The sequence below is a fragment of the Pseudomonas sp. URMO17WK12:I6 genome, assembly GCF_003253625.1.
Lineage (GTDB): Bacteria > Pseudomonadota > Gammaproteobacteria > Pseudomonadales > Pseudomonadaceae > Aquipseudomonas.
In genome coordinates this window covers 103260-121781 of sequence record NZ_QKYZ01000012.1, presented here as the reverse complement: position 1 = coordinate 121781, position 18522 = coordinate 103260, and the positions used below count along the sequence as shown (strand labels likewise).

The following is an 18522-nucleotide window of genomic DNA, read 5'->3' as shown; positions in this document are numbered from 1 at the left end:
ACCTTTCCCAACAGACATAAAGCCCGGCCTTCAACGTAGAAGGCTGCGCTGCCCGAGAGAACGGGACAAGGACAAAGGCGTCCTCGCTAGTTAGCTAGCGGGACGCCTTTTTTTGTTTGCGCAAAATTTTGTCGAGCAAGGCCTGAATGCCCTGATGAGGCAGGCCCGAGCTCCCCGGAGAACCTGATGAAAAAACTAAAACTGGTGATGATCGGCAACGGCATGGCCGGGGTTCGTACCCTGGAAGAACTGCTCAAGCTGAGTAATGAGCTGTACGACATCACGGTCTTCGGCGCCGAACCGCATACCAACTACAACCGCATCCTGCTGTCCCCCGTACTGGCTGGCGAACAGACATTCGAAGAGATCGTGCTCAACGATCTGGACTGGTACCTGGAAAACAACATCAAGCTGCTGCTCAACCGCAAAGTGGTTGAGATCGACCGGGTCAAACGCCGGGTCATCGCCGAAGACGGTACCGAGGCTGAATACGACCGCCTGCTGATTGCCACCGGCTCGACCCCGTTCATCCTGCCGATCCCCGGCAATACCTTGCAGGGCGTGATCGGCTACCGCGACATTGCCGACACCCAAGTGATGATCGACACCGCCAAGACCCACAAGCACGCCGTGGTCATCGGTGGCGGCCTGCTGGGCCTTGAAGCCGCCAACGGCCTGATGCTGCGGGGCATGCACGTCACCGTGGTGCACATCGGCGAATGGCTGCTGGAGCGCCAACTGGACAAAACCAGCGGCCAACTCCTGCAAACCGCCCTGGAAGCCCGTGGCCTGCATTTCCGCCTGTGCGAACAGACCCAGGCCCTGCACGACGCCGGCAATGGCCGGGTCGGCTCAGTGCAGTTCAAGAACGGCGACATCATCCCCGCCGACCTGGTGGTGATGGCCGCCGGCATTCGCCCCAACACCGAACTGGCGGAAAAAGCCGGCATCCCTTGCAGCCGCGGGATTCTGGTCAACGACACAATGCAAACCTACGACCCTCGGGTGTACGCCATCGGTGAATGCGCCAGCCACCGCGGCACCGCCTACGGCCTGGTCGCACCGCTGTTCGAACAAGCCAAGGTGTGCGCCAACCACCTCGCCCAACTGGGCTTCGCCACTTACAAGGGCTCGGTGACGTCGACCAAATTGAAAGTCACCGGCATCGACCTGTTCTCCGCCGGCGACTTCATGGGCGGCGAAGGCACCGAGACCATCACCCTCTCCGACCCGATCGGCGGGGTGTACAAAAAACTGGTGATCAAGGATGACGTGCTGGTCGGCGCCTGCCTGTACGGCGATACGGCAGACGGCGGCTGGTATTTCCGGCAGATCCGTGAGAACCATGCCATCGGCGAGATCCGCGATCACCTGATGTTTGGCGAAAATGCTTTAGGCGATGTAGGACACCAAGGCCAGGACAAAGCCATGAGCATGGCCGACACCGCCGAAGTCTGCGGCTGTAACGGCGTGTGCAAAGGCACCATCGTCAAAGCCATTCAGGAACACGGGCTGTTCAGCGTCGACGACGTGAAGAAACACACCAAGGCCGCCAGCTCCTGCGGCTCTTGTGCCGGCCTCGTCGAACAGATCCTGATCAACACCGTGGGCGGTGCGGCAGACGTCAAACCGAAAAGCGAAAAAGCCATCTGCGGGTGCAGCGACCTCAACCACGGGCAAATCCGCCAGGCCATCCGCGACCAGCATCTGCTGACCATCGCCGGCACCATGAGCTACCTGAACTGGCGCACGCCGAACGGCTGCGCCACCTGCCGCCCGGCGCTCAACTACTACCTGATTTCCACCTGGCCCGGCGAAGCCAAGGACGATCCGCAATCGCGCCTGATCAACGAACGCGCCCACGCCAACATTCAGAAAGACGGCACTTACTCTGTCGTCCCGCGGATGTGGGGCGGTGTGACCAATCCTTCAGAACTGCGGCGCATCGCCGACGTGGCCGACAAGTACAACGTGCCGATGGTCAAGGTCACCGGCGGCCAACGCATCGACTTGCTGGGGATCAAAAAGCAAGACTTGCCGGGCGTCTGGAAAGACCTGGACATGCCGTCCGGCCACGCCTATGGCAAATCCATCCGCACCGTGAAAACCTGTGTCGGCAGTGAGTTCTGCCGCTTCGGCACCCAGAATTCCACGCAACTGGGCATCGAGCTCGAACATGACCTGTTCAACATGTGGTCACCACACAAAGTAAAACTGGCTGTCTCCGGTTGCCCACGCAACTGCTCGGAAGCGGGGATCAAGGACGTCGGAATTATCGGCGTGGATTCCGGCTGGGAGATGTACATCGGTGGCAACGGCGGGATCAAGACCGAAGTCGCTGAATTCTTCGTCAAGTTGAAAACCGCTGAAGAGGTGCGCGAATACAACGGCGCTTTCCTGCAGCTGTACCGTGAAGAAGCCTTCTACCTCGAGCGCACCGTGCATTACCTGCAACGGGTCGGCATGGAACACATCAAGAAAGCCGTGCTGGAAGACCCGGTACGGCGCAAGGCACTCAACGAACGCCTGCAATTCTCCCTGTCGTTCGAACAGGACCCGTGGAAGGAACGCCTCGAGCAACCACTGCTGAAAAAAGAATTCGAGGTCATTCCCGTGAAGAACCTGGAGGTGTCGGTATGAACTGGCTGGATATCTGCGCACTGGAAGAGATCAACACCCTGGGCTCGCGGATCGTCGCCGGCCCGAAAGGCGACATCGCGATTTTTCGTACGAGCGACGATGAGGTTTTCGCCCTCGACGACCGCTGCCCGCATAAGGGCGGGCCGCTGTCCCAGGGTTTGATCTACGGCAAACGGGTCGCCTGCCCGCTGCACAACTGGCAGATCGACCTGGAAACCGGCGAAGCCCAGGCTCCCGATATCGGCTGTGCCCACCATCATTCGGCACGGGTCGAAAATGGCCGGGTGCTGCTGGCTCTGCGGGAAGCAAGCTGATGGACCGCCAAATCACCGCCTCCACCTGCTGCTACTGCGGGGTCGGCTGCGGCGTGCTGATCGAGCACGACGGCGAGCGCATTCTCGGCGTCAGCGGCGATCCGGCGCACCCGGCCAACTTCGGCAAATTGTGCAGTAAAGGTTCGACCTTGCATCTGACCGGCGACCTGACGGCGCGGGCCTTGTACCCGCAACTGCGCCTGGGCAAAGGACTGGCTCGCAGCCGCACAGATTGGGACAGCGCCCTCGATCACGCCGCCAGTGTCTTCGCCAAGACCATCGCCGAACACGGCCCGGACAGCGTCGCGTTCTATATCTCCGGGCAATTGCTGACCGAGGATTACTACGCCTTCAACAAACTGGCGCGGGCGCTGGTGGGCACCAACAACATCGACAGCAATTCACGGCTGTGCATGTCTTCAGCGGTGGTCGGCTACAAGCGCAGCCTCGGCGCCGATGCTCCGCCCTGCAACTACGAAGACCTGGAATTGAGCGACTGCGTGATGATCGTCGGCAGCAACATGGCCTACGCCCACCCGATCCTGTTTCGTCGCCTGGAAGAAGCCAAATCCCGCCACCCGCAAATGAAAGTCATCGTCATCGACCCACGGCGCACCGACACCTGCGATCTGGCTGACCTGCACCTGGCGATTCTGCCCGGTACCGATGTCGCGTTGTTCCATGGGATTTTGCACTTGCTGCTGTGGGAAGACTGGATCGACCGCGACTTCATCAAGGCCCACACCGAAGGCTTGGCCGAGCTGAAAAACCTGGTACGCGACTACACCCCGGCAATGGTTTCGCAACTCTGTGGCATCAGCGTCGAGCAACTGTACCAATGCGCGGAATGGGTCGGCACGTCACCGAGCTTTCTGTCGCTGTGGTGCATGGGGCTGAATCAGTCCACCGCCGGCAGCGCGAAGAACAGCGCGCTGATCAACCTGCACTTGGCTACCGGGCAAATCGGCCGGCCCGGTGCAGGACCTTTCTCGCTGACCGGTCAGCCCAATGCCATGGGCGGCCGGGAAACCGGCAGTTTGTCAAACCTGCTGCCGGGTCATCGCGAAGCGGCCAATGCCGAACACCGGGCGCAAGTGGCCGCCTACTGGGGCGTCGATCAACTGCCCGAAAACACCGGGCTCACGGCCATCGAACTGTTCGAGCAGATGCGCAGCGGCAAGATCAAAGCCCTGTGGATCGCCTGCACCAACCCTGCCCAGTCGCTGCCGGACCAGACCACTGTGCGCGAGGCACTGCAAGCCTGCCCGTTCGTGGTGTTGCAGGAAGCCTTCCACACCACCGAAACCGCCGCATTCGCCGACCTGTTGCTGCCCGCCGCCAGTTGGGGTGAAAAGGACGGCACGGTTACCAACTCCGAGCGACGCATTTCCCACGTCCGCCGAGCCATCGGCGCCCCCGGTGAAGCACGGCCCGATTGGGCGATCACTGTGGATTTCGCACAGCGCCTGGAAAAACACCTGCGTCCCGGAGCCTCCAGCCTGTTTGCCTTTGAAACCCCGGCACAGGTCTTCGACGAATACAAACAACTGACTCGCGGCCGCGACCTCGACCTGTCCGGGATCAGTCATGAGTTGATCGACCGGCTCGGACCGCAGCAATGGCCCTTCCCCGCCGGAGCCCGCGAAGGCACCGCGCGATTGTACCTTGACGGGGTATTCCCGACCGCCAGCGGGCGTGCGCAGTTCGTGACCGACCCCTATCGCGCCGCCAAGGAACAACGCGATGCGCGTTTCCCGCTGACCTTGATCACCGGCCGCCTGCGCGATCAATGGCACGGCATGAGCCGCACCGGCACCGCCGCGCAGCTGTTCGGCCATGTCAGCGAAGCCGTGTTGAGCCTGCACCCGGATGAACTGCGTCGGCATCGCCTGCAACCTGGCGACCTGATCAATCTGAAAAGTCGCCGGGGCGCGGTGATCCTGCCGGTCAGCAGCGACGACAGCGTACGTCCGGGCCAGGCTTTCCTGCCGATGCATTGGGGCGACCGCTTTCTCAAGGGCGGTGTGAATACCCTCACCCTTCCCGCCTTCGATCCGTTGTCGAAGCAACCGGAACTCAAACACAGCGGTGTGCGACTCGAGCCTGTGCACTTGCCCTGGCAGCTTTTCGCCCTGATCGAAGGCGATGTTCAACAGCACCTGGAGACGCTGCGACCACTCTGCGAGGCGTTTTCCTACGCCAGCCTCAGCTTGGCCGGCCGTGAGCGTCCCGCGCTGCTGATACGCGCCGCCAGCGCCACCGCGCCAGAGCCGCAGTTGTTGCGCGATATCGATCAATGCCTGGGGCTCAACGACGGCCCGGTATTGGCTTATGACGATCCCCGGCGTTCGATCGGTAAACGGGTGCGTATCGAGAACGGCCGGATCACCGCGATTCGCCTGGCCGGTGAAACACTCGCCCAACATTGGCTGCAAAGCCTGTGGCTCGAAGGTCGCGCCGACGAACAACTGCGCCGTTGGCTGCTGGCACCGTTGAGTGCGCCACCAGGCAACGCTGGCGCCCCTGCATCCGGCAGCAAAACCCTGTGCAACTGCATGAACGTCAGCCAGAACGCAATCTGTGCCGGAATCAGCCGTGGCCTGGACTTGCAAGGTTTGAAACAAGAATTGGGCTGCGGCACGCAATGCGGCTCCTGCGTCCCGGAAATCAAGCGTTTACTGGCCGCCACTGCGCAGCCAGTCGCCGTCACCTCGTGAGGAAAACACTATGAGCGCAAAAGTCTGGCTGGTGGGTGCGGGTCCCGGCGATCCGGAATTGCTGACCCTCAAGGCGGTTCGTGCGTTGCGCGAAGCGGACGTGGTGTTGATCGACGATCTGGTCAATCCTGCGGTACTGGAGCATTGCCCGAATGCGCGAATTATTCCCGTGGGCAAGCGCGGCGGCTGTCGCTCCACGCCTCAAGCCTTCATTCATCGCCTGATGCTGCGTTATACCCGCCACGGCAAATGCGTGGTGCGGCTCAAGGGTGGCGATCCGTGCATCTTCGGACGCGGCGGTGAAGAGGCGCAGTGGTTACGTGAACGAGGGGTCGAGGTTGAATTGGTCAATGGCATCACCGCTGGCCTTGCCGGCGCGACCCAATGTGATATTCCACTGACGCTTCGGGGTGTCGCCCGTGGCGTGACACTGGTCACGGCGCACACTCAGGATGACAGTAGCCTGAACTGGCAGGCCCTGGCTCAAGGCGGCACCACGTTGGTGGTCTATATGGGTGTCGCAAAACTGAGCGAGATTCGTGAGCAACTGCTGGCCGGTGGAATGGCCGCCGATACGCCCGTGGCGATGATCGAAAACGCTTCGCTGCCGCACCAACGGGAATGCCGGAGCGACCTGACAGCAATGGAAGAGGATGCCCTCAGCTTTCAGTTGAAGAGCCCGGCGATCCTGGTGATCGGCGCCGTGGCAGCCTGCGCAACTTCATCGATGTGGGAGCGCGACTTGCCCGCGATGGTGGCCGATCAATCAGCCTGAACCCTACCTATTACTCCCTCTTCACCAAATCGCAGACAAAGAAAAGCCCGGCCTAAGCCGGGCTTTTCTTGAGCTGCGAGCTAATTACTTAGCTTGAGCTTCAACCTTCGCTTCTACGCGACGGTTTACAGCGCGACCAGCTTCAGTGGCGTTGTCAGCAACTGGGCGGGATTCGCCGTAGCCAACAGACTGAACGCGGGACGGCGAAACACCGTACTGGTTGGTCAGAACTTGCTTAACGGCGTTTGCACGACGCTCGGACAGTTTCTGGTTGTAAGCGTCAGGACCGACGGAGTCAGTGTGACCTTCAACAACAGTAGTGGTGGATGGGTACTGCTTCATGAAGTCAGCCAGGTTTTTGATGTCGCCGTAGCTGTTAGGCTTGACTACCGACTTGTTGAAGTCGAATTTCACGTCCAGCTCAACACGAACAACTTCAGCAACTGCTGGGCAGCCATCAGCGTCAACAGTTACGTTGGCTGGGGTGTCTGGGCACTTGTCAACGTTGTCGCAAACGCCATCGTTGTCGCTGTCGGAGCAAACTTCAGCCGGTGCTGGAACTGGAGCAGCAGCAGGCTTGGAGCCGCCACCGAAGTTCACACCGATACCGACGCTAGGAGCCCACTCGGTGTCGCCCTGGTCGATGTTGTACTGAGCTTCAACGCCAGCACGGGCGTAGAAGTTTTCAGTGAAGTACAGCTTGGCACCGCCGCCAACGTTGGCGAAAGTGGAGCGGTTACGACCCGAACCGTTCTGGCCAATGCTCTGGTCCGAGAAACCGGCAGAAACGTATGGACGGATCATGTCGCCTGGGTTGTTGAAGTGGTACAGAGCGTCCAGAGCGGTATCAGCGCCCTTTACGTTGCGACCATCATCTGCACGTACGTTGTGTACTTCGTCGTAGGCCAGACGCAGTTCTACGTCGTCGGTCAGGAAGTAACCAACCGAGCCGCCGAACAGGTTGCCGTTGTTCTTGAAGTTACGATCGCTGTCGTACTGTTCTTTCTTGGCGAAGCCTTCGATTTCAACTGCGCCTTGGCCTTGTGCCAGCGCGCCGAACGAAGTAGCGGCAATAAGAGAACCAATGGCCAAGCCCAAGGTGTTTTTCAGTTTCATCCGTTAAATCCCCATCTGGTGATTGTGAAGCAGTCCCGCAAACCGGGGGACAACTCGGCGGCAAGTCTATCAGAACTTGCCTACACGTAAGAGATATTTGCGCCAAACTAAGTTTCGGCAATGCCTGCAAATTTCTCACGCAATTTGTCTAGAGCGCGTTTGTACCGCATTTTTGTTGCACTCAAGCCCATGTGCATGATGTCTGCGATCTCCTGAAACTCCAGCTCTGCGACAAAACGTAGCACCAGAATTTCACGATCAATCGGGTTCACATACACCAGCCAGCGATCAAGTCCGCCCTTCTCCTCGGGTTTCGGCGCCTTTTCTTCAGACGCTTCCTCGAGGGGGTCCAGACTCAAAGCGTCCATCAAGCGACGCTTACGCCGTTCCTTCCGATACTGCGTGATGCACTCGTTGTACGTGATGCTGTAGAGCCACGTCTTGAACTTCGATTTCCCCTCGAAGTTCTTCAGGCCGTACAGCACCTTCAACATCACTTCCTGACAGACATCGTCTGCATCACGATCGTTCCCCAGGTACCGTGCACAAACGTTAAATAATGTTCGCTGGTAACGCCGCATCAGTTCTTCATAGGCGCGCGTTACGTGAAACAGCTCGGTATGCGAGCGCGCGACCAACTCCTCATCAGAGAGCTCGCGGGGGTCGTAGCGCGTGGAGAGCGATTGAGCTTTATTCAAAACAAGTCGGGCCGACAGTCAGGTCAATGTCCGCCGCAACCCCTCAGGGCATTTTGCGGCGGCATACATTAGCAGGATTTGCCGGGTTAGCGGCTACTCACATGCTGCTCCAGGAGAATCCGATTCGAGAGAGAGACTAGCTCACCCTCGTCGGTCAGCACCGTGGTTTTCACCGTGCCGATCTCTTCGATCTGCCCTTCGACCTCGCCAACACGCACTTGTTGCCCAACCTGATACAACTCTCGCACATAGATTCCCGCAAGAATCTGACCGGCAATTTCCCGGCTTCCCAACCCCATGGCCAGCGCAACCGCCAGACCAACGGTAATCAAGACGATCACAATCACGTGGTTGAGCAGGTCTGTCTTGACCTCCAACTGGCTGATCGCAACCGAAATACTGATGATGATCACCAGGCCCTGGGCAATCCGCCCCAGTCCTGCTGCGTAATCCAGCCCTACGCCTTCTGCCGCGCCACGCACCAGCCCATTGGCCAGTTGCGCCAGCAAGACACCCACCAGCAGCACCAGCGCCGCGCCGAATACTTTCGGAACATACAGCGCCAGCATGTCCAGCGTAGCCGAAACTCGTTCAAGTCCAAGGGATTCTGCGGCAGAAACGAGAAAAATCAACAGGACGAACCAGTAAACAATTTTGCCGATCAGCGTCGAAATAGGCACCTGGAGGCCGGCGCGGGACAGCAATTTGGTCAGTCCGGTGCCACCCATCAGGCGATCAAGGCCCAATTTGGCGAGCAATTTTGAGAGCAGCGTGTCCAGCAGTTTGGCCACGACAAAACCCAGCAGCAGTACAACCAGTGCGCCAAACAGGTTCGGAATGAAGTTCGCAACTTTGGTCCACAACGCAGTCATTGCAGTGACGAGGCTCTGAGTCCAGAGATCAAGTTCCATATTCAATCAGCCTTATCAGCAGTGCGGGCGGTAGGTTTACGCAGACGAGAAACCGGCGCTACATGGGCCGATCCGTTATTCAGGGCGATCATCAGCGCGGGCAGCCAACGGCCCAGAAGGCTGAACAGATCGCCGGCACCGACCTGGCGGTTGGCGGTTTTCAGTACACGCCCCAGACAGGCATCGTCGTCACGGCTGGACGGCGATGCTTTGAGCATGTCACGCAAAGACTGTTCAAACGGATCGTGCATACGCACCTCTCGTGATGTCTGTCAAAGACGCGGTTAGATTTGGTCGGGTCACATGGCTCATCGTCAGACCCAGCGCAAACGTCGGAATAACCACCACTGCCCCAGCGCCACCAAGACCATCAACAGGCAGGCGATCAGGAAGCCGTAGGGGTTGGCAGAGAACGGAATACCGCCGACGTTGATGCCCAAAAGACCGGTCAGAAAACTCATCGGCAAAAAGATTCCGGTGATGATCCCGAATCGATACATCGTGCGGTTCATGCGCACGCTCAAACGCCGGTCTTCAGCCTCCAGGACCAGCCCCACACGCTCCCGGGTCAACTCCAGCTCCTCGAGATACCGGGTCAGGCTGTTGTTCAATTCGTTCCAGTAATCGCCATCGTCTTCGCAGAACCACGGCAGTTTTATCCGCGTCAGCTGACCGAAAATATCCCGCTGCGGCGCCAGAAAACGCTTCAGTCCAGCGGCTCTGCGGCGGATCTGCAAAACAGCCCCATGCTCAGGTGTATACCGTTCGTCGGCATCCAGCTTTTCTTCTTCCTCATCGACAACTTCCGAGAGGTCGCCGACCAGATCCTGCACTTTATGGGTAAGGTATTGCGCCATATACAGGATCAGCTCGGAAGCGCTTCTCGGCCCTTTGCCGTCGGCCAGTTGCACCAACAACTCTTCGGTGGCACGCAACGGCCGCAAACGCAGGGAAATCACCCGTTGGGCCGAACCGAAGATCCGCACCGAGACCATGTCTTCCGGCTCCGCGCCCGGATTCAGGTTGACCCCACGCAAAAACAGCAGCAGTTCAGAGTCCGGCAGCGGCAAAAGACGCGGTCGGGTGTTCTCTTCCAGCAACAAATCGCAACTAAATTCACTCAGCCCGCTGGATTTTCGCAGCCAGGTCTGGGTTTGCGGGTGGCTGCGATCCCAGTGCAGCCACAGGCTTTCGTGGGCCTGCAACTGCAAGTCATCGAGTTCAGTCCGGGCTATCGAACGCGCACCGCCTTTACCGTCCAGCACCAGGGCATGCACCAGCCCCCACTGCGCGTTTTCTTCCTCGAACATCCTCACCCCTATTCTTGAAACAAAAAGCCAGCAGCGCTTATTCAGGCATTTTCAGCGGGCTTGGCGAGACGATCACCCCGTTGTTGTCCGCATAAACGTAGTGGCCCGGGTGAAAGGTCACGCCCGCGAAGGTCACGGCAACGTTGAGATCGCCAACACCGCGCCTGTCGGTTTTCATCGGGTGACTGGCCAGGGCCTGAACCCCCAGATCAGTTTGCGCGATGACGTCGACGTCGCGGATGCAACCGTAGATCACCAGCCCTTCCCAACCGTTGTTCGCGGCTTTCTCGGCCAGCATGTCGCCCAACAGCGCGCGGCGCAGGGAACCGCCACCGTCGACCACCAGCACCTTGCCGTTGCCCTTGAGCTCGACTTGCTCCTTGACCCGCGAGTTGTCTTCGAAACATTTGATGGTCACGATTTCGCCGCCGAAAGAATCACGGCCGCCGAAATTGCTGAACATCGGTTCCAGCACCTGCACCAGCTCCGGATAGGCGTCGCACAGGTCAGGCGTGAGGTAATGGTTCATCGAGAAACTCCTGTAACAAGGAAGACAATCGAGTATGCAGCATACTCGGGCCAAGGCTGGACGGTTGCAAATCGCTCCGTTCGCACGAACACAGCGACCGCATCAATCACTCAAAGTGACCAGAACCACTCAATGCGTCACATATTAGCCGCAAGCCGACCAGAGAGAAATGCCCTTGTTAGAGCATCAGGCTCAAATCGCTGTGGCCAAATCCGGCTTTTCACCCAGTAAAGGCGTCTGTTGATCCGCCAACCAGCGAGCCACCAACGGCCAGACTTCAGCCTGCGCAGCCTTGCTGACCAGCATTTCCACGTGACCGAAATTATCGCCAAAGCCTTGCTCGCGGCCAAGGGTGATGAACTGCTTGTGCTCGGAGCCGACTTGATCGAACAGCTTATGGCAGGCCCAGGTCGGGTCCTGATGATCGCCCGCGGCGCTCACGGCCAACACCGGCAATTGCACCTCGGCCAACCCCGCCCACCAGTCCTTGTCGGCATCGCCGAAACGGCCGAACAGCCCGTACCAACGCATGCTTTCCAGGGCCAGGCCTATCGGCTCGTCCTCCGGGCCGCGCTTGAGCCGAGAGCCCGACAGTTGGGCAAAACGCTTGAGAATGAAGCGCCCGCTCCACTCCACCGGTGGAAACTTCAACGGCCAGTAAGTACGGCTGACTTGCGTGCCGAAAAACGCCGCGGAAGCCACGGCGGGCTCGCCCAGGTACTGGCCGCCCAACGCCGCGGCGAGGGTAATGCCGCCCAGCGAATGGCCGATCCAGTGCGGGATCTGGCCGCTTTGCTCGCGCACGAACGCGCCAATGGCCGGCAAATCGTAACGCGCATAGTCGGCGACGCTGTTCTGGCGATAGTTCTGGTTGCGCTGAGACAGGCCGTGACCGCGCATTTCCGGAATCCACACATCGAATCCCAGACGCGTCAGGTAAGCGCCCAGGCCCAAACCTTTGGGAGAAAACCAGAACCGCCGATTGGAAAAGCTGCCGTGCAGCAGAATCACCGGCACGCCACGCACCGCCGGCTCATCGGCCAGGCCCAGGCGTGTCACAGCCAGCTCAACGGTGCCGTCGGGGCTGTTGCCGGGTTTCAAACGATAGACGTCTTCGCTCAGATCGCCGCGCCGCTCGGCGCTGATCAGGGCGACAGGAAATAGGTTGCTGCTACTTTGCATATGCTCTTGCACAAAAAAGGGCGGCATCCAGAGGAGCCCGCCCTACTTGAATCTCTGAAAGGGCCGATCACAGATCGGCCCTTTCACTCACACCATCAGGCCGAAGCCTGACCTTCAGCCAGGAAGAACCAGGTTTCCAGTACGGAATCGGGGTTCAGCGAAACGCTTTCGATGCCCTGCTCCATCAGCCACTTGGCCAGGTCCGGGTGGTCCGAAGGGCCCTGACCGCAGATGCCGATGTACTTGCCGGCCTTGTTGCACGCGGCAATGGCGTTGCCCAGCAGTTTCTTGACCGCAGGATTTCGCTCGTCAAACAGGTGCGCGATGATCCCGGAGTCACGGTCCAGGCCCAGGGTGAGCTGGGTCAGGTCGTTGGAGCCGATGGAGAAACCGTCGAAGAACTCGAGGAACTCTTCAGCCAGGATCGCGTTGGACGGCAGCTCGCACATCATGATCACGCGCAGACCGTTGTCGCCACGGGCCAGACCGTTTTCAGCCAGCAGATCGACCACCTGGCTCGCTTCGCCCAGGGTACGGACGAACGGCACCATGATTTCAACGTTGGTCAGGCCCATCTCGTTACGCACGCGCTTGAGGGCGCGGCATTCGAGCTCGAAGCAGTCACGGAACGATTCGCTGATGTAACGCGAAGCGCCACGGAAACCCAGCATCGGGTTTTCTTCTTCCGGCTCGTAGAGTTTGCCGCCGATCAGGTTCGCGTATTCGTTGGACTTGAAGTCCGACAGACGCACGATGACCTTTTTCGGCCAGAACGCTGCCGCCAGGGTGCTGATACCTTCGACCAGTTTGTCGACATAGAAGCCAACCGGGTCGTTGTAACCGGCAATGCGCTTGTCGACGCTGTCCTTGATTTCCTGCGGCAGGCCGCCGTAGTTCAACAGCGCCTTGGGGTGCACGCCGATCATGCGGTTGATGATGAATTCCAGACGGGCCAGGCCCACACCGGCGTTCGGCAGTTGCGCGAAGTCGAAGGCGCGGTCCGGGTTGCCGACGTTCATCATGATCTTGAACGGCAGCTCCGGCATGGCATCCACGGAGTTTTTCTTGATGTCGAAGCCCAGTTCGCCTTCGAAGATGTAACCGGTGTCGCCTTCAGCGCAGGAAACGGTCACGCCCTGGCCGTCTTTCAACAGCTGGGTAGCATTGCCGCAACCGACCACGGCCGGGATGCCCAGCTCGCGAGCGATGATCGCCGCGTGGCAGGTACGGCCGCCACGGTTGGTGACGATGGCGCTGGCGCGCTTCATGACCGGTTCCCAGTCCGGGTCGGTCATATCGGAAACCAGAACGTCGCCCGGCTGGACTTTGTCCATCTCGGACACGTCCTTGATGATCCGCACCTTGCCGGCGCCGATGCGCTGGCCGATGGCACGACCTTCCACCAGCACGGTGCCGGTTTCTTTCAACAGGTAACGTTCCATGACGTTGGCCTGGGTGCGGCTCTTCACGGTTTCCGGACGGGCCTGCACGATGTAGAGCTTGCCGTCGTCGCCGTCTTTGGCCCATTCGATGTCCATCGGGCACTTGTAGTGCTTCTCGATGATCATCGCCTGCTTGGCCAGTTCGCTGACTTCGGCGTCGGTCAGGCAGAAACGAGCGCGATCAGCCTTGTCCACGTCGACGGTCTTGACCGATTTACCAGCCTTGGCTTCGTCACCGTAGATCATCTTGATGGCTTTGCTGCCCAGGTTGCGACGCAGGATGGCCGGGCGACCGGCTTCCAGCGTGCCTTTGTGGACGTAGAACTCATCCGGGTTCACCGCGCCTTGTACGACGGTTTCACCCAAGCCGTAGGCGCCGGTGATGAACACCACATCACGGAAGCCCGATTCGGTATCGAGGGTGAACATCACCCCGGCGGTGCCGGTTTCGGAGCGGACCATGCGCTGCACGCCAGCCGACAAGGCCACCAGCTTGTGGTCGAAGCCCTGGTGGACGCGGTAGGAAATGGCGCGGTCGTTGAACAGGGAGGCGAACACCTCTTTGGCGGCGCGAATGACGTTTTCGACACCACGGATGTTCAGGAAGGTTTCCTGCTGACCGGCGAAGGAAGCGTCCGGCAGGTCTTCGGCGGTAGCGGAAGAGCGCACGGCCACGGCCATGTCAGGGTTGCCGGCCGACAGCGTGGCGAACGCGGTGCGGATCTCGGCGTTGAGCTTCTCGGGGAACTCGGCTTCCATGATCCATTGACGGATCTGGGCGCCGGTCTTGGCCAAGGCGTTTACATCATCGACGTCCAGGGCGTCGAGGGCGGCATGGATCTGATCGTTCAGGCCGCTCAGTTCCAGAAAATCACGATAAGCCTGAGCTGTCGTGGCAAAGCCACCTGGCACCGATACACCGGCGCCTGCAAGGTTACTGATCATCTCGCCCAGGGATGCGTTCTTGCCCCCCACATGCTCTACATCATGGACGCCGAGCTTATCGAGGGAAACTACGTACTCTACCAAGGTGATCTCTCCACTAACTGTGTTGGAAAAGCTCAGAAGCCGGCGACTCGGGGGAGCCTTTGCCGGCTGTATGGCCTGGACCTGGAAAATAAGTGAGAATGCGGGCCATCGGTGGCCGACAAATCGCGCCTACTATATCCAAGAATCGTCACTAGCTTAAGGCCCAAGGTGCAAATGAAACGATCTGCTTTCTTTATCTCCGATGGCACCGGCATTACCGCCGAAACCCTCGGCCAAAGCCTGCTGGCGCAGTTCGAAAACATTACCTTCAGCAAAATCATACGACCGTACATCGACGACGCTGATAAAGCGCGGGCCATGGTACAACAAATCAACAAAGCCGCCGAAAACGATGGTTTTCGTCCGATTATTTTCGACACCATTGTCAATCAGGACATTCGTGAGATTCTCGCAACGTCGAATGGTTTCATGATCGACATTTTCTCGACCTTCCTGGCGCCCCTTGAACAGGAGCTGACCGAGCATTCTTCCTACACCGTCGGCAAATCCCACTCCATCGGCCATAACTCCAATTACATGGAGCGTATCGAGGCGGTGAACTTCGCCCTCGACAATGACGATGGCGCCCGCACGCACTATTACGACAAAGCTGACCTGATACTAGTAGGCGTGTCGCGATGCGGCAAAACGCCGACGTGTTTGTACATGGCCATGCAATTCGGCATCCGCGCAGCCAACTATCCGCTGACCGAAGACGACATGGAGCGCCTGCAACTGCCGACCGCCCTGCGCGCCCATCATCACAAGCTGTTCGGCCTGACCATCGACCCGGACCGCCTCACCGCGATCCGCAACGAACGCAAGCCCAACAGCCGCTATTCGAGCTACGCGCAGTGCGAATTCGAAGTGCGCGAGGTGGAGAATCTGTTCCGACGCGAGAACATTCCCCACATCAATTCCACGCATTTCTCCGTGGAAGAGATCTCGGCGAAGATTCTGGTGGAGAAAGGTGTGGAACGGCGGTTCAAGTAGATAGTCGGCGGCAGTTATGCCGCCTTCGCGGCCAGCTAGATCACAAACAAATCCACAAACCGGTTCACCGGCGTCGCTTCAAGCGCTGCCGGGTCCTTGCACAGCGCAAGGATCTCGGCGCTTCGCTGAGCCGTGAAGCGCGTCGTCAGGTTGACCTTGAACTTGTCTTCCAGCAACAGAATGCCATCAGCACGGCGCCGGCGATGACCGATCGGGTACTCCACCATCACGTTATCGGTGCTGGAACCGTCCTTGAAGAACACCTGTACCGCGTTGGCGATGGAGCGTTTGTCCGCCTCCAGGTATTCGCGGGTGAAACGCGGGTCTTCGACAATGACCATTTTGTCGCGCAGCACATCGATAATCGGGTGCGCGGCGTGGAAGTCGTCTTCGTACTGCTCGGCCACCAGATTGCCGAATACCAGAGGTACGGCGGTCATGTACTGGAGGCAGTGATCGCGGTCCGCAGCGTTGGCCAGCGGGCCGACCTTGGAGATGATGCGGATCGCTGATTCGTGGGTGGTGATAACGATCCTGTCGATTTCATGCAGGCGATTCCTGACCAATGGATGCAGGGTGACGGCAGCCTCGCAGGCCGTTTGCGCGTGGAACTCGGCGGGGAAGCTGATCTTGAACAGCACGTTTTCCATCACATAGCTGCCGAACGGCCGGGAAAAACTGAAAGCGCGCTTGCCTTCAGGCTTGAGCCCCAGGTCGTTGTTGGTGTGGCTGAACAGTACATCGTAGAAACCCCATTGCTTGGCGGTCAGTACGCCGGGGATGCCCATCTCACCACGCATCGCAATGTCCGCCAGACGCACGCCCCGACTGGTCGCGTCTCCGGCCGCCCAGGATTTACGCGATCCGGCGTTCGGCGCATGCCGGTAAGTGCGCAGCGCCTGGCCGTCGGCAAAGGCATGGGACAACGCCGACAGCAGCTGCTCGCGATTGGCGCCCATGAGTTTGGCAGTGACGGCGGTCGAGGCGACTTTCACCAGAATCACGTGATCAAGACCGACGCGGTTGAACGAATTCTCCAGGGCGATCACGCCCTGAATCTCGTGCGCCATGATCATGGCTTCCAGCACAGCGCGAATGGTCAACGGGGCGTCGCCATTGGCCAGGCGCTTTTGCGACAGGTGGTCGGCCACCGCGAGAATACCGCCGAGGTTATCGGACGGATGGCCCCATTCGGCGGCGAGCCAGGTGTCGTTGTAATCGAGCCAGCGGACGATGCAACCGATGTCCCAAGCGGCCTTGACCGGGTCGAGACGATAGCTGGTGCCGGGCACGCGGGCGCCGCAGGGGACGACAGTGCCTTCGACGATAGGACCCAGGTGTTTGGTGCATTCGGGAAAACGCAGCGCCAGCAAGCCGCAGCCGAGGGTGTCCATCAGGCAATTGCGGGCAGTATCAAGCGCCTCGGGCGACTGGATGTTGAAATTGAGGACGTAGTCGGCGATGTCCTGCAGAACCGTGTCGTAGTCGGGGCGGGTGTTCAGGTCGACGTTGGCGCTCATGTTCGATTCACTCTTGAAGTGGTTCGTTGATGGGACCTCGGTTCAGGGTAGTCTCAGTCGGTACAACACTCTTGTTTTGGAAATGCATCACCTATGGGAGCGGCGCTCCCACAGGGATTTGTGTATGCCTGGATTGAGGTTAGAAACAATCCCCCGGCACCCGGACATAACCTTCCATCAACACCCGCGCACTGCGGCTCATGATGGCTTTTTTCACCGTCCACTCACCGTTGACCTTTGCGGCCTCGGCGCCCACGCGCAAGGTGCCGGACGGATGGCCGAAGCGCACGGCGTTGCGTTCGATACCGCCCGCTGCCAGGTTGACCAAGGTGCCGGAAATCGCCGCCGCCGTGCCGATCGCCACCGCTGCCGTGCCCATCATGGCGTGGTGCAGCTTGCCCATGGACAACGCGCGCACCAGCAGGTCGATGTCGGCGGCTGCGATTTTCTTGCCGCTGGACGCAATGTAATCCGCAGGTGGGGCGACGAACGCGACCTTCGGCGTGTGCTGGCGCTTGGCGGCTTCATCCAGGTGCTCAATCAGCCCCATGCGCAGCGCACCGTAAGCGCGGATGGTTTCGAACATTGCCAAAGCCTCCAGGTCACTGTTGATCGCGCCCTGCAACTCGGTGCCGGTGTAGCCGATGTCTTCGGCGTTGATGAATATGGTCGGGATGCCAGCGTTGATCAGGGTAGCCTTGAGCGTGCCGACACCCGGCACTTCAAGGTCGTCCACCAGATTGCCGGTGGGGAACATCGAGCCACCGCCCCCCTCTTCTTCCGCCGCCGGATCCATGAATTCGAGCTGCACTTCGGCGGCCGGAAAGGTCACGCCGTCGAGTTCGAAATCACCGGTTTCCTGCACCTCGCCATTGGTGATCGGCACATGGGCGATGATGGTCTTGCCGATGTTGGCCTGCCACACGCGCACCACCGCCACACCGTTGTGCGGAATGCGGCTGGCATCCACCAGGCCATTGCTGATGGCGAACGAACCCACCGCCGCCGACAGGTTGCCGCAGTTGCCGCTCCAGTCGACGAAAGGTTTGTCGATGGCGACCTGACCGAACAGGTAATCGACGTCGTGATCGGCCTTGATGCTTTTCGACAGGATCACGGTTTTGCTGGTGCTGGACGTCGCGCCGCCCATGCCGTCGATTTGCTTCTCGTACGGATCGGGGCTGCCGATCACGCGCAGCAACAAGGCATCGCGGGCGGTGCCTGGCATCTGCGCCGCTTCGGGCAAATCCTTGAGGCTGAAGAACACGCCTTTGCTGGTGCCGCCGCGCATGTAGGTGGCAGGGATTTTTATCTGAGATGCGTGAGCCATATTGATCCTGTATGGC

General features: G+C 59.7%; 15 protein-coding genes. 5 read left to right on the top strand and 10 right to left on the bottom strand.

Annotated elements, in window-relative coordinates:
* Window positions 1–186 precede the first annotated feature (186 nt).
* The 4 genes from nirB to cobA are packed head-to-tail and all read left to right on the top strand — an operon-like array spanning window position 187 to window position 6446.
* Window positions 187–2640: a nitrite reductase large subunit NirB gene (nirB, locus tag F475_RS21320; RefSeq protein WP_007940642.1), complete on the top strand. Its 2454-nt coding sequence runs from the start codon at window positions 187–189 to the stop codon at window positions 2638–2640.
* The gene (nirD, locus tag F475_RS21315) at window positions 2637–2954 is read left to right on the top strand and encodes a nitrite reductase small subunit NirD (protein ID WP_018925265.1); all 318 of its coding nucleotides are present in this window, start codon (window positions 2637–2639) and stop codon (window positions 2952–2954) included. The genes nirB and nirD overlap by 4 nt, the downstream gene beginning before the upstream one ends.
* Complete coding sequence (locus F475_RS21310; protein WP_111454669.1) at window positions 2954–5671, top strand: nitrate reductase; 2718 nt, start codon at window positions 2954–2956, stop codon at window positions 5669–5671. The genes nirD and F475_RS21310 overlap by 1 nt, the downstream gene beginning before the upstream one ends.
* A gap of 10 nt (window positions 5672–5681) precedes the next feature.
* On the top strand, window positions 5682–6446 hold the full coding sequence (gene cobA / locus F475_RS21305) for a uroporphyrinogen-III C-methyltransferase (protein ID WP_018925263.1): 765 nt from the start codon (window positions 5682–5684) through the stop codon (window positions 6444–6446).
* 84 nt (window positions 6447–6530) lie between these two features.
* On the opposite strand, the gene F475_RS21300 is transcribed toward cobA, so the two are convergent.
* The 8 genes from F475_RS21300 to ppsA form a co-directional block, all read right to left on the bottom strand.
* Window positions 6531–7562: an OmpA family protein gene (locus F475_RS21300; RefSeq protein ID WP_018925262.1), complete on the bottom strand. Its 1032-nt coding sequence runs from the start codon at window positions 7560–7562 to the stop codon at window positions 6531–6533.
* A gap of 107 nt (window positions 7563–7669) precedes the next feature.
* Window positions 7670–8260, bottom strand: coding sequence for an RNA polymerase sigma factor SigX (sigX, locus tag F475_RS21295; protein ID WP_017337463.1), 591 nt, complete (start codon window positions 8258–8260; stop codon window positions 7670–7672).
* Window positions 8261–8346: 86 nt separating this feature from the next.
* On the bottom strand, window positions 8347–9171 hold the full coding sequence (locus tag F475_RS21290) for a mechanosensitive ion channel domain-containing protein (protein WP_007940637.1): 825 nt from the start codon (window positions 9169–9171) through the stop codon (window positions 8347–8349).
* Between the two features lie 2 nt (window positions 9172–9173).
* Window positions 9174–9422, bottom strand: coding sequence for a hypothetical protein (locus tag F475_RS21285; RefSeq protein ID WP_007940635.1), 249 nt, complete (start codon window positions 9420–9422; stop codon window positions 9174–9176).
* Between the two features lie 63 nt (window positions 9423–9485).
* Entirely contained in the window at window positions 9486–10481 is a 996-nt protein-coding gene (locus F475_RS21280) for a zinc transporter ZntB (protein ID WP_018925260.1), read from the bottom strand.
* Between the two features lie 37 nt (window positions 10482–10518).
* Entirely contained in the window at window positions 10519–11010 is a 492-nt protein-coding gene (gene rraA / locus F475_RS21275; RefSeq protein ID WP_019579751.1) for a ribonuclease E activity regulator RraA, read from the bottom strand.
* Window positions 11011–11202: 192 nt separating this feature from the next.
* Window positions 11203–12192, bottom strand: a complete 990-nt coding sequence (locus F475_RS21270; RefSeq protein WP_018925258.1) for an alpha/beta fold hydrolase — start codon at window positions 12190–12192, stop codon at window positions 11203–11205.
* Between the two features lie 95 nt (window positions 12193–12287).
* Window positions 12288–14663, bottom strand: coding sequence for a phosphoenolpyruvate synthase (ppsA, locus tag F475_RS21265; RefSeq protein WP_111454668.1), 2376 nt, complete (start codon window positions 14661–14663; stop codon window positions 12288–12290).
* A 174-nt stretch (window positions 14664–14837) separates the two neighbouring features.
* On the opposite strand from ppsA, the gene F475_RS21260 reads away from it, so the two are divergent.
* A complete protein-coding gene (locus tag F475_RS21260) occupies window positions 14838–15656 on the top strand; it encodes a pyruvate, water dikinase regulatory protein (RefSeq protein WP_018925255.1) in 819 nt (272 codons plus the stop codon).
* 35 nt (window positions 15657–15691) lie between these two features.
* Here F475_RS21260 and prpD read toward each other — a convergent pair whose 3' ends face one another.
* Window positions 15692–17176, bottom strand: a complete 1485-nt coding sequence (prpD, locus tag F475_RS21255; RefSeq protein WP_111454667.1) for a 2-methylcitrate dehydratase — start codon at window positions 17174–17176, stop codon at window positions 15692–15694.
* 139 nt (window positions 17177–17315) lie between these two features.
* Window positions 17316–18506, bottom strand: coding sequence for a 2-methylaconitate cis-trans isomerase PrpF (gene prpF / locus F475_RS21250; RefSeq protein WP_086945773.1), 1191 nt, complete (start codon window positions 18504–18506; stop codon window positions 17316–17318).
* Window positions 18507–18522 lie beyond the last annotated feature (16 nt).

What these genes read in the sequence shown, in the direction of transcription:
- prpD (WP_111454667.1), bottom strand. Translation starts at nt 17,176, where the DNA reads ATGAGCGCCAACGTCGACCTGAACACCCGCCCCGACTACGACACGGTT.
- nirB (WP_007940642.1), top strand. Translation starts at nt 187, where the DNA reads ATGAAAAAACTAAAACTGGTGATGATCGGCAACGGCATGGCCGGGGTT.
- nirD (WP_018925265.1), top strand. Translation starts at nt 2,637, where the DNA reads ATGAACTGGCTGGATATCTGCGCACTGGAAGAGATCAACACCCTGGGC.
- F475_RS21290 (WP_007940637.1), bottom strand. Translation starts at nt 9,171, where the DNA reads ATGGAACTTGATCTCTGGACTCAGAGCCTCGTCACTGCAATGACTGCG.
- F475_RS21310 (WP_111454669.1), top strand. Translation starts at nt 2,954, where the DNA reads ATGGACCGCCAAATCACCGCCTCCACCTGCTGCTACTGCGGGGTCGGC.
- F475_RS21285 (WP_007940635.1), bottom strand. Translation starts at nt 9,422, where the DNA reads ATGCACGATCCGTTTGAACAGTCTTTGCGTGACATGCTCAAAGCATCG.
- prpF (WP_086945773.1), bottom strand. Translation starts at nt 18,506, where the DNA reads ATGGCTCACGCATCTCAGATAAAAATCCCTGCCACCTACATGCGCGGC.
- F475_RS21300 (WP_018925262.1), bottom strand. Translation starts at nt 7,562, where the DNA reads ATGAAACTGAAAAACACCTTGGGCTTGGCCATTGGTTCTCTTATTGCC.
- F475_RS21260 (WP_018925255.1), top strand. Translation starts at nt 14,838, where the DNA reads ATGAAACGATCTGCTTTCTTTATCTCCGATGGCACCGGCATTACCGCC.
- cobA (WP_018925263.1), top strand. Translation starts at nt 5,682, where the DNA reads ATGAGCGCAAAAGTCTGGCTGGTGGGTGCGGGTCCCGGCGATCCGGAA.
- rraA (WP_019579751.1), bottom strand. Translation starts at nt 11,010, where the DNA reads ATGAACCATTACCTCACGCCTGACCTGTGCGACGCCTATCCGGAGCTG.
- F475_RS21270 (WP_018925258.1), bottom strand. Translation starts at nt 12,192, where the DNA reads ATGCAAAGTAGCAGCAACCTATTTCCTGTCGCCCTGATCAGCGCCGAG.
- F475_RS21280 (WP_018925260.1), bottom strand. Translation starts at nt 10,481, where the DNA reads ATGTTCGAGGAAGAAAACGCGCAGTGGGGGCTGGTGCATGCCCTGGTG.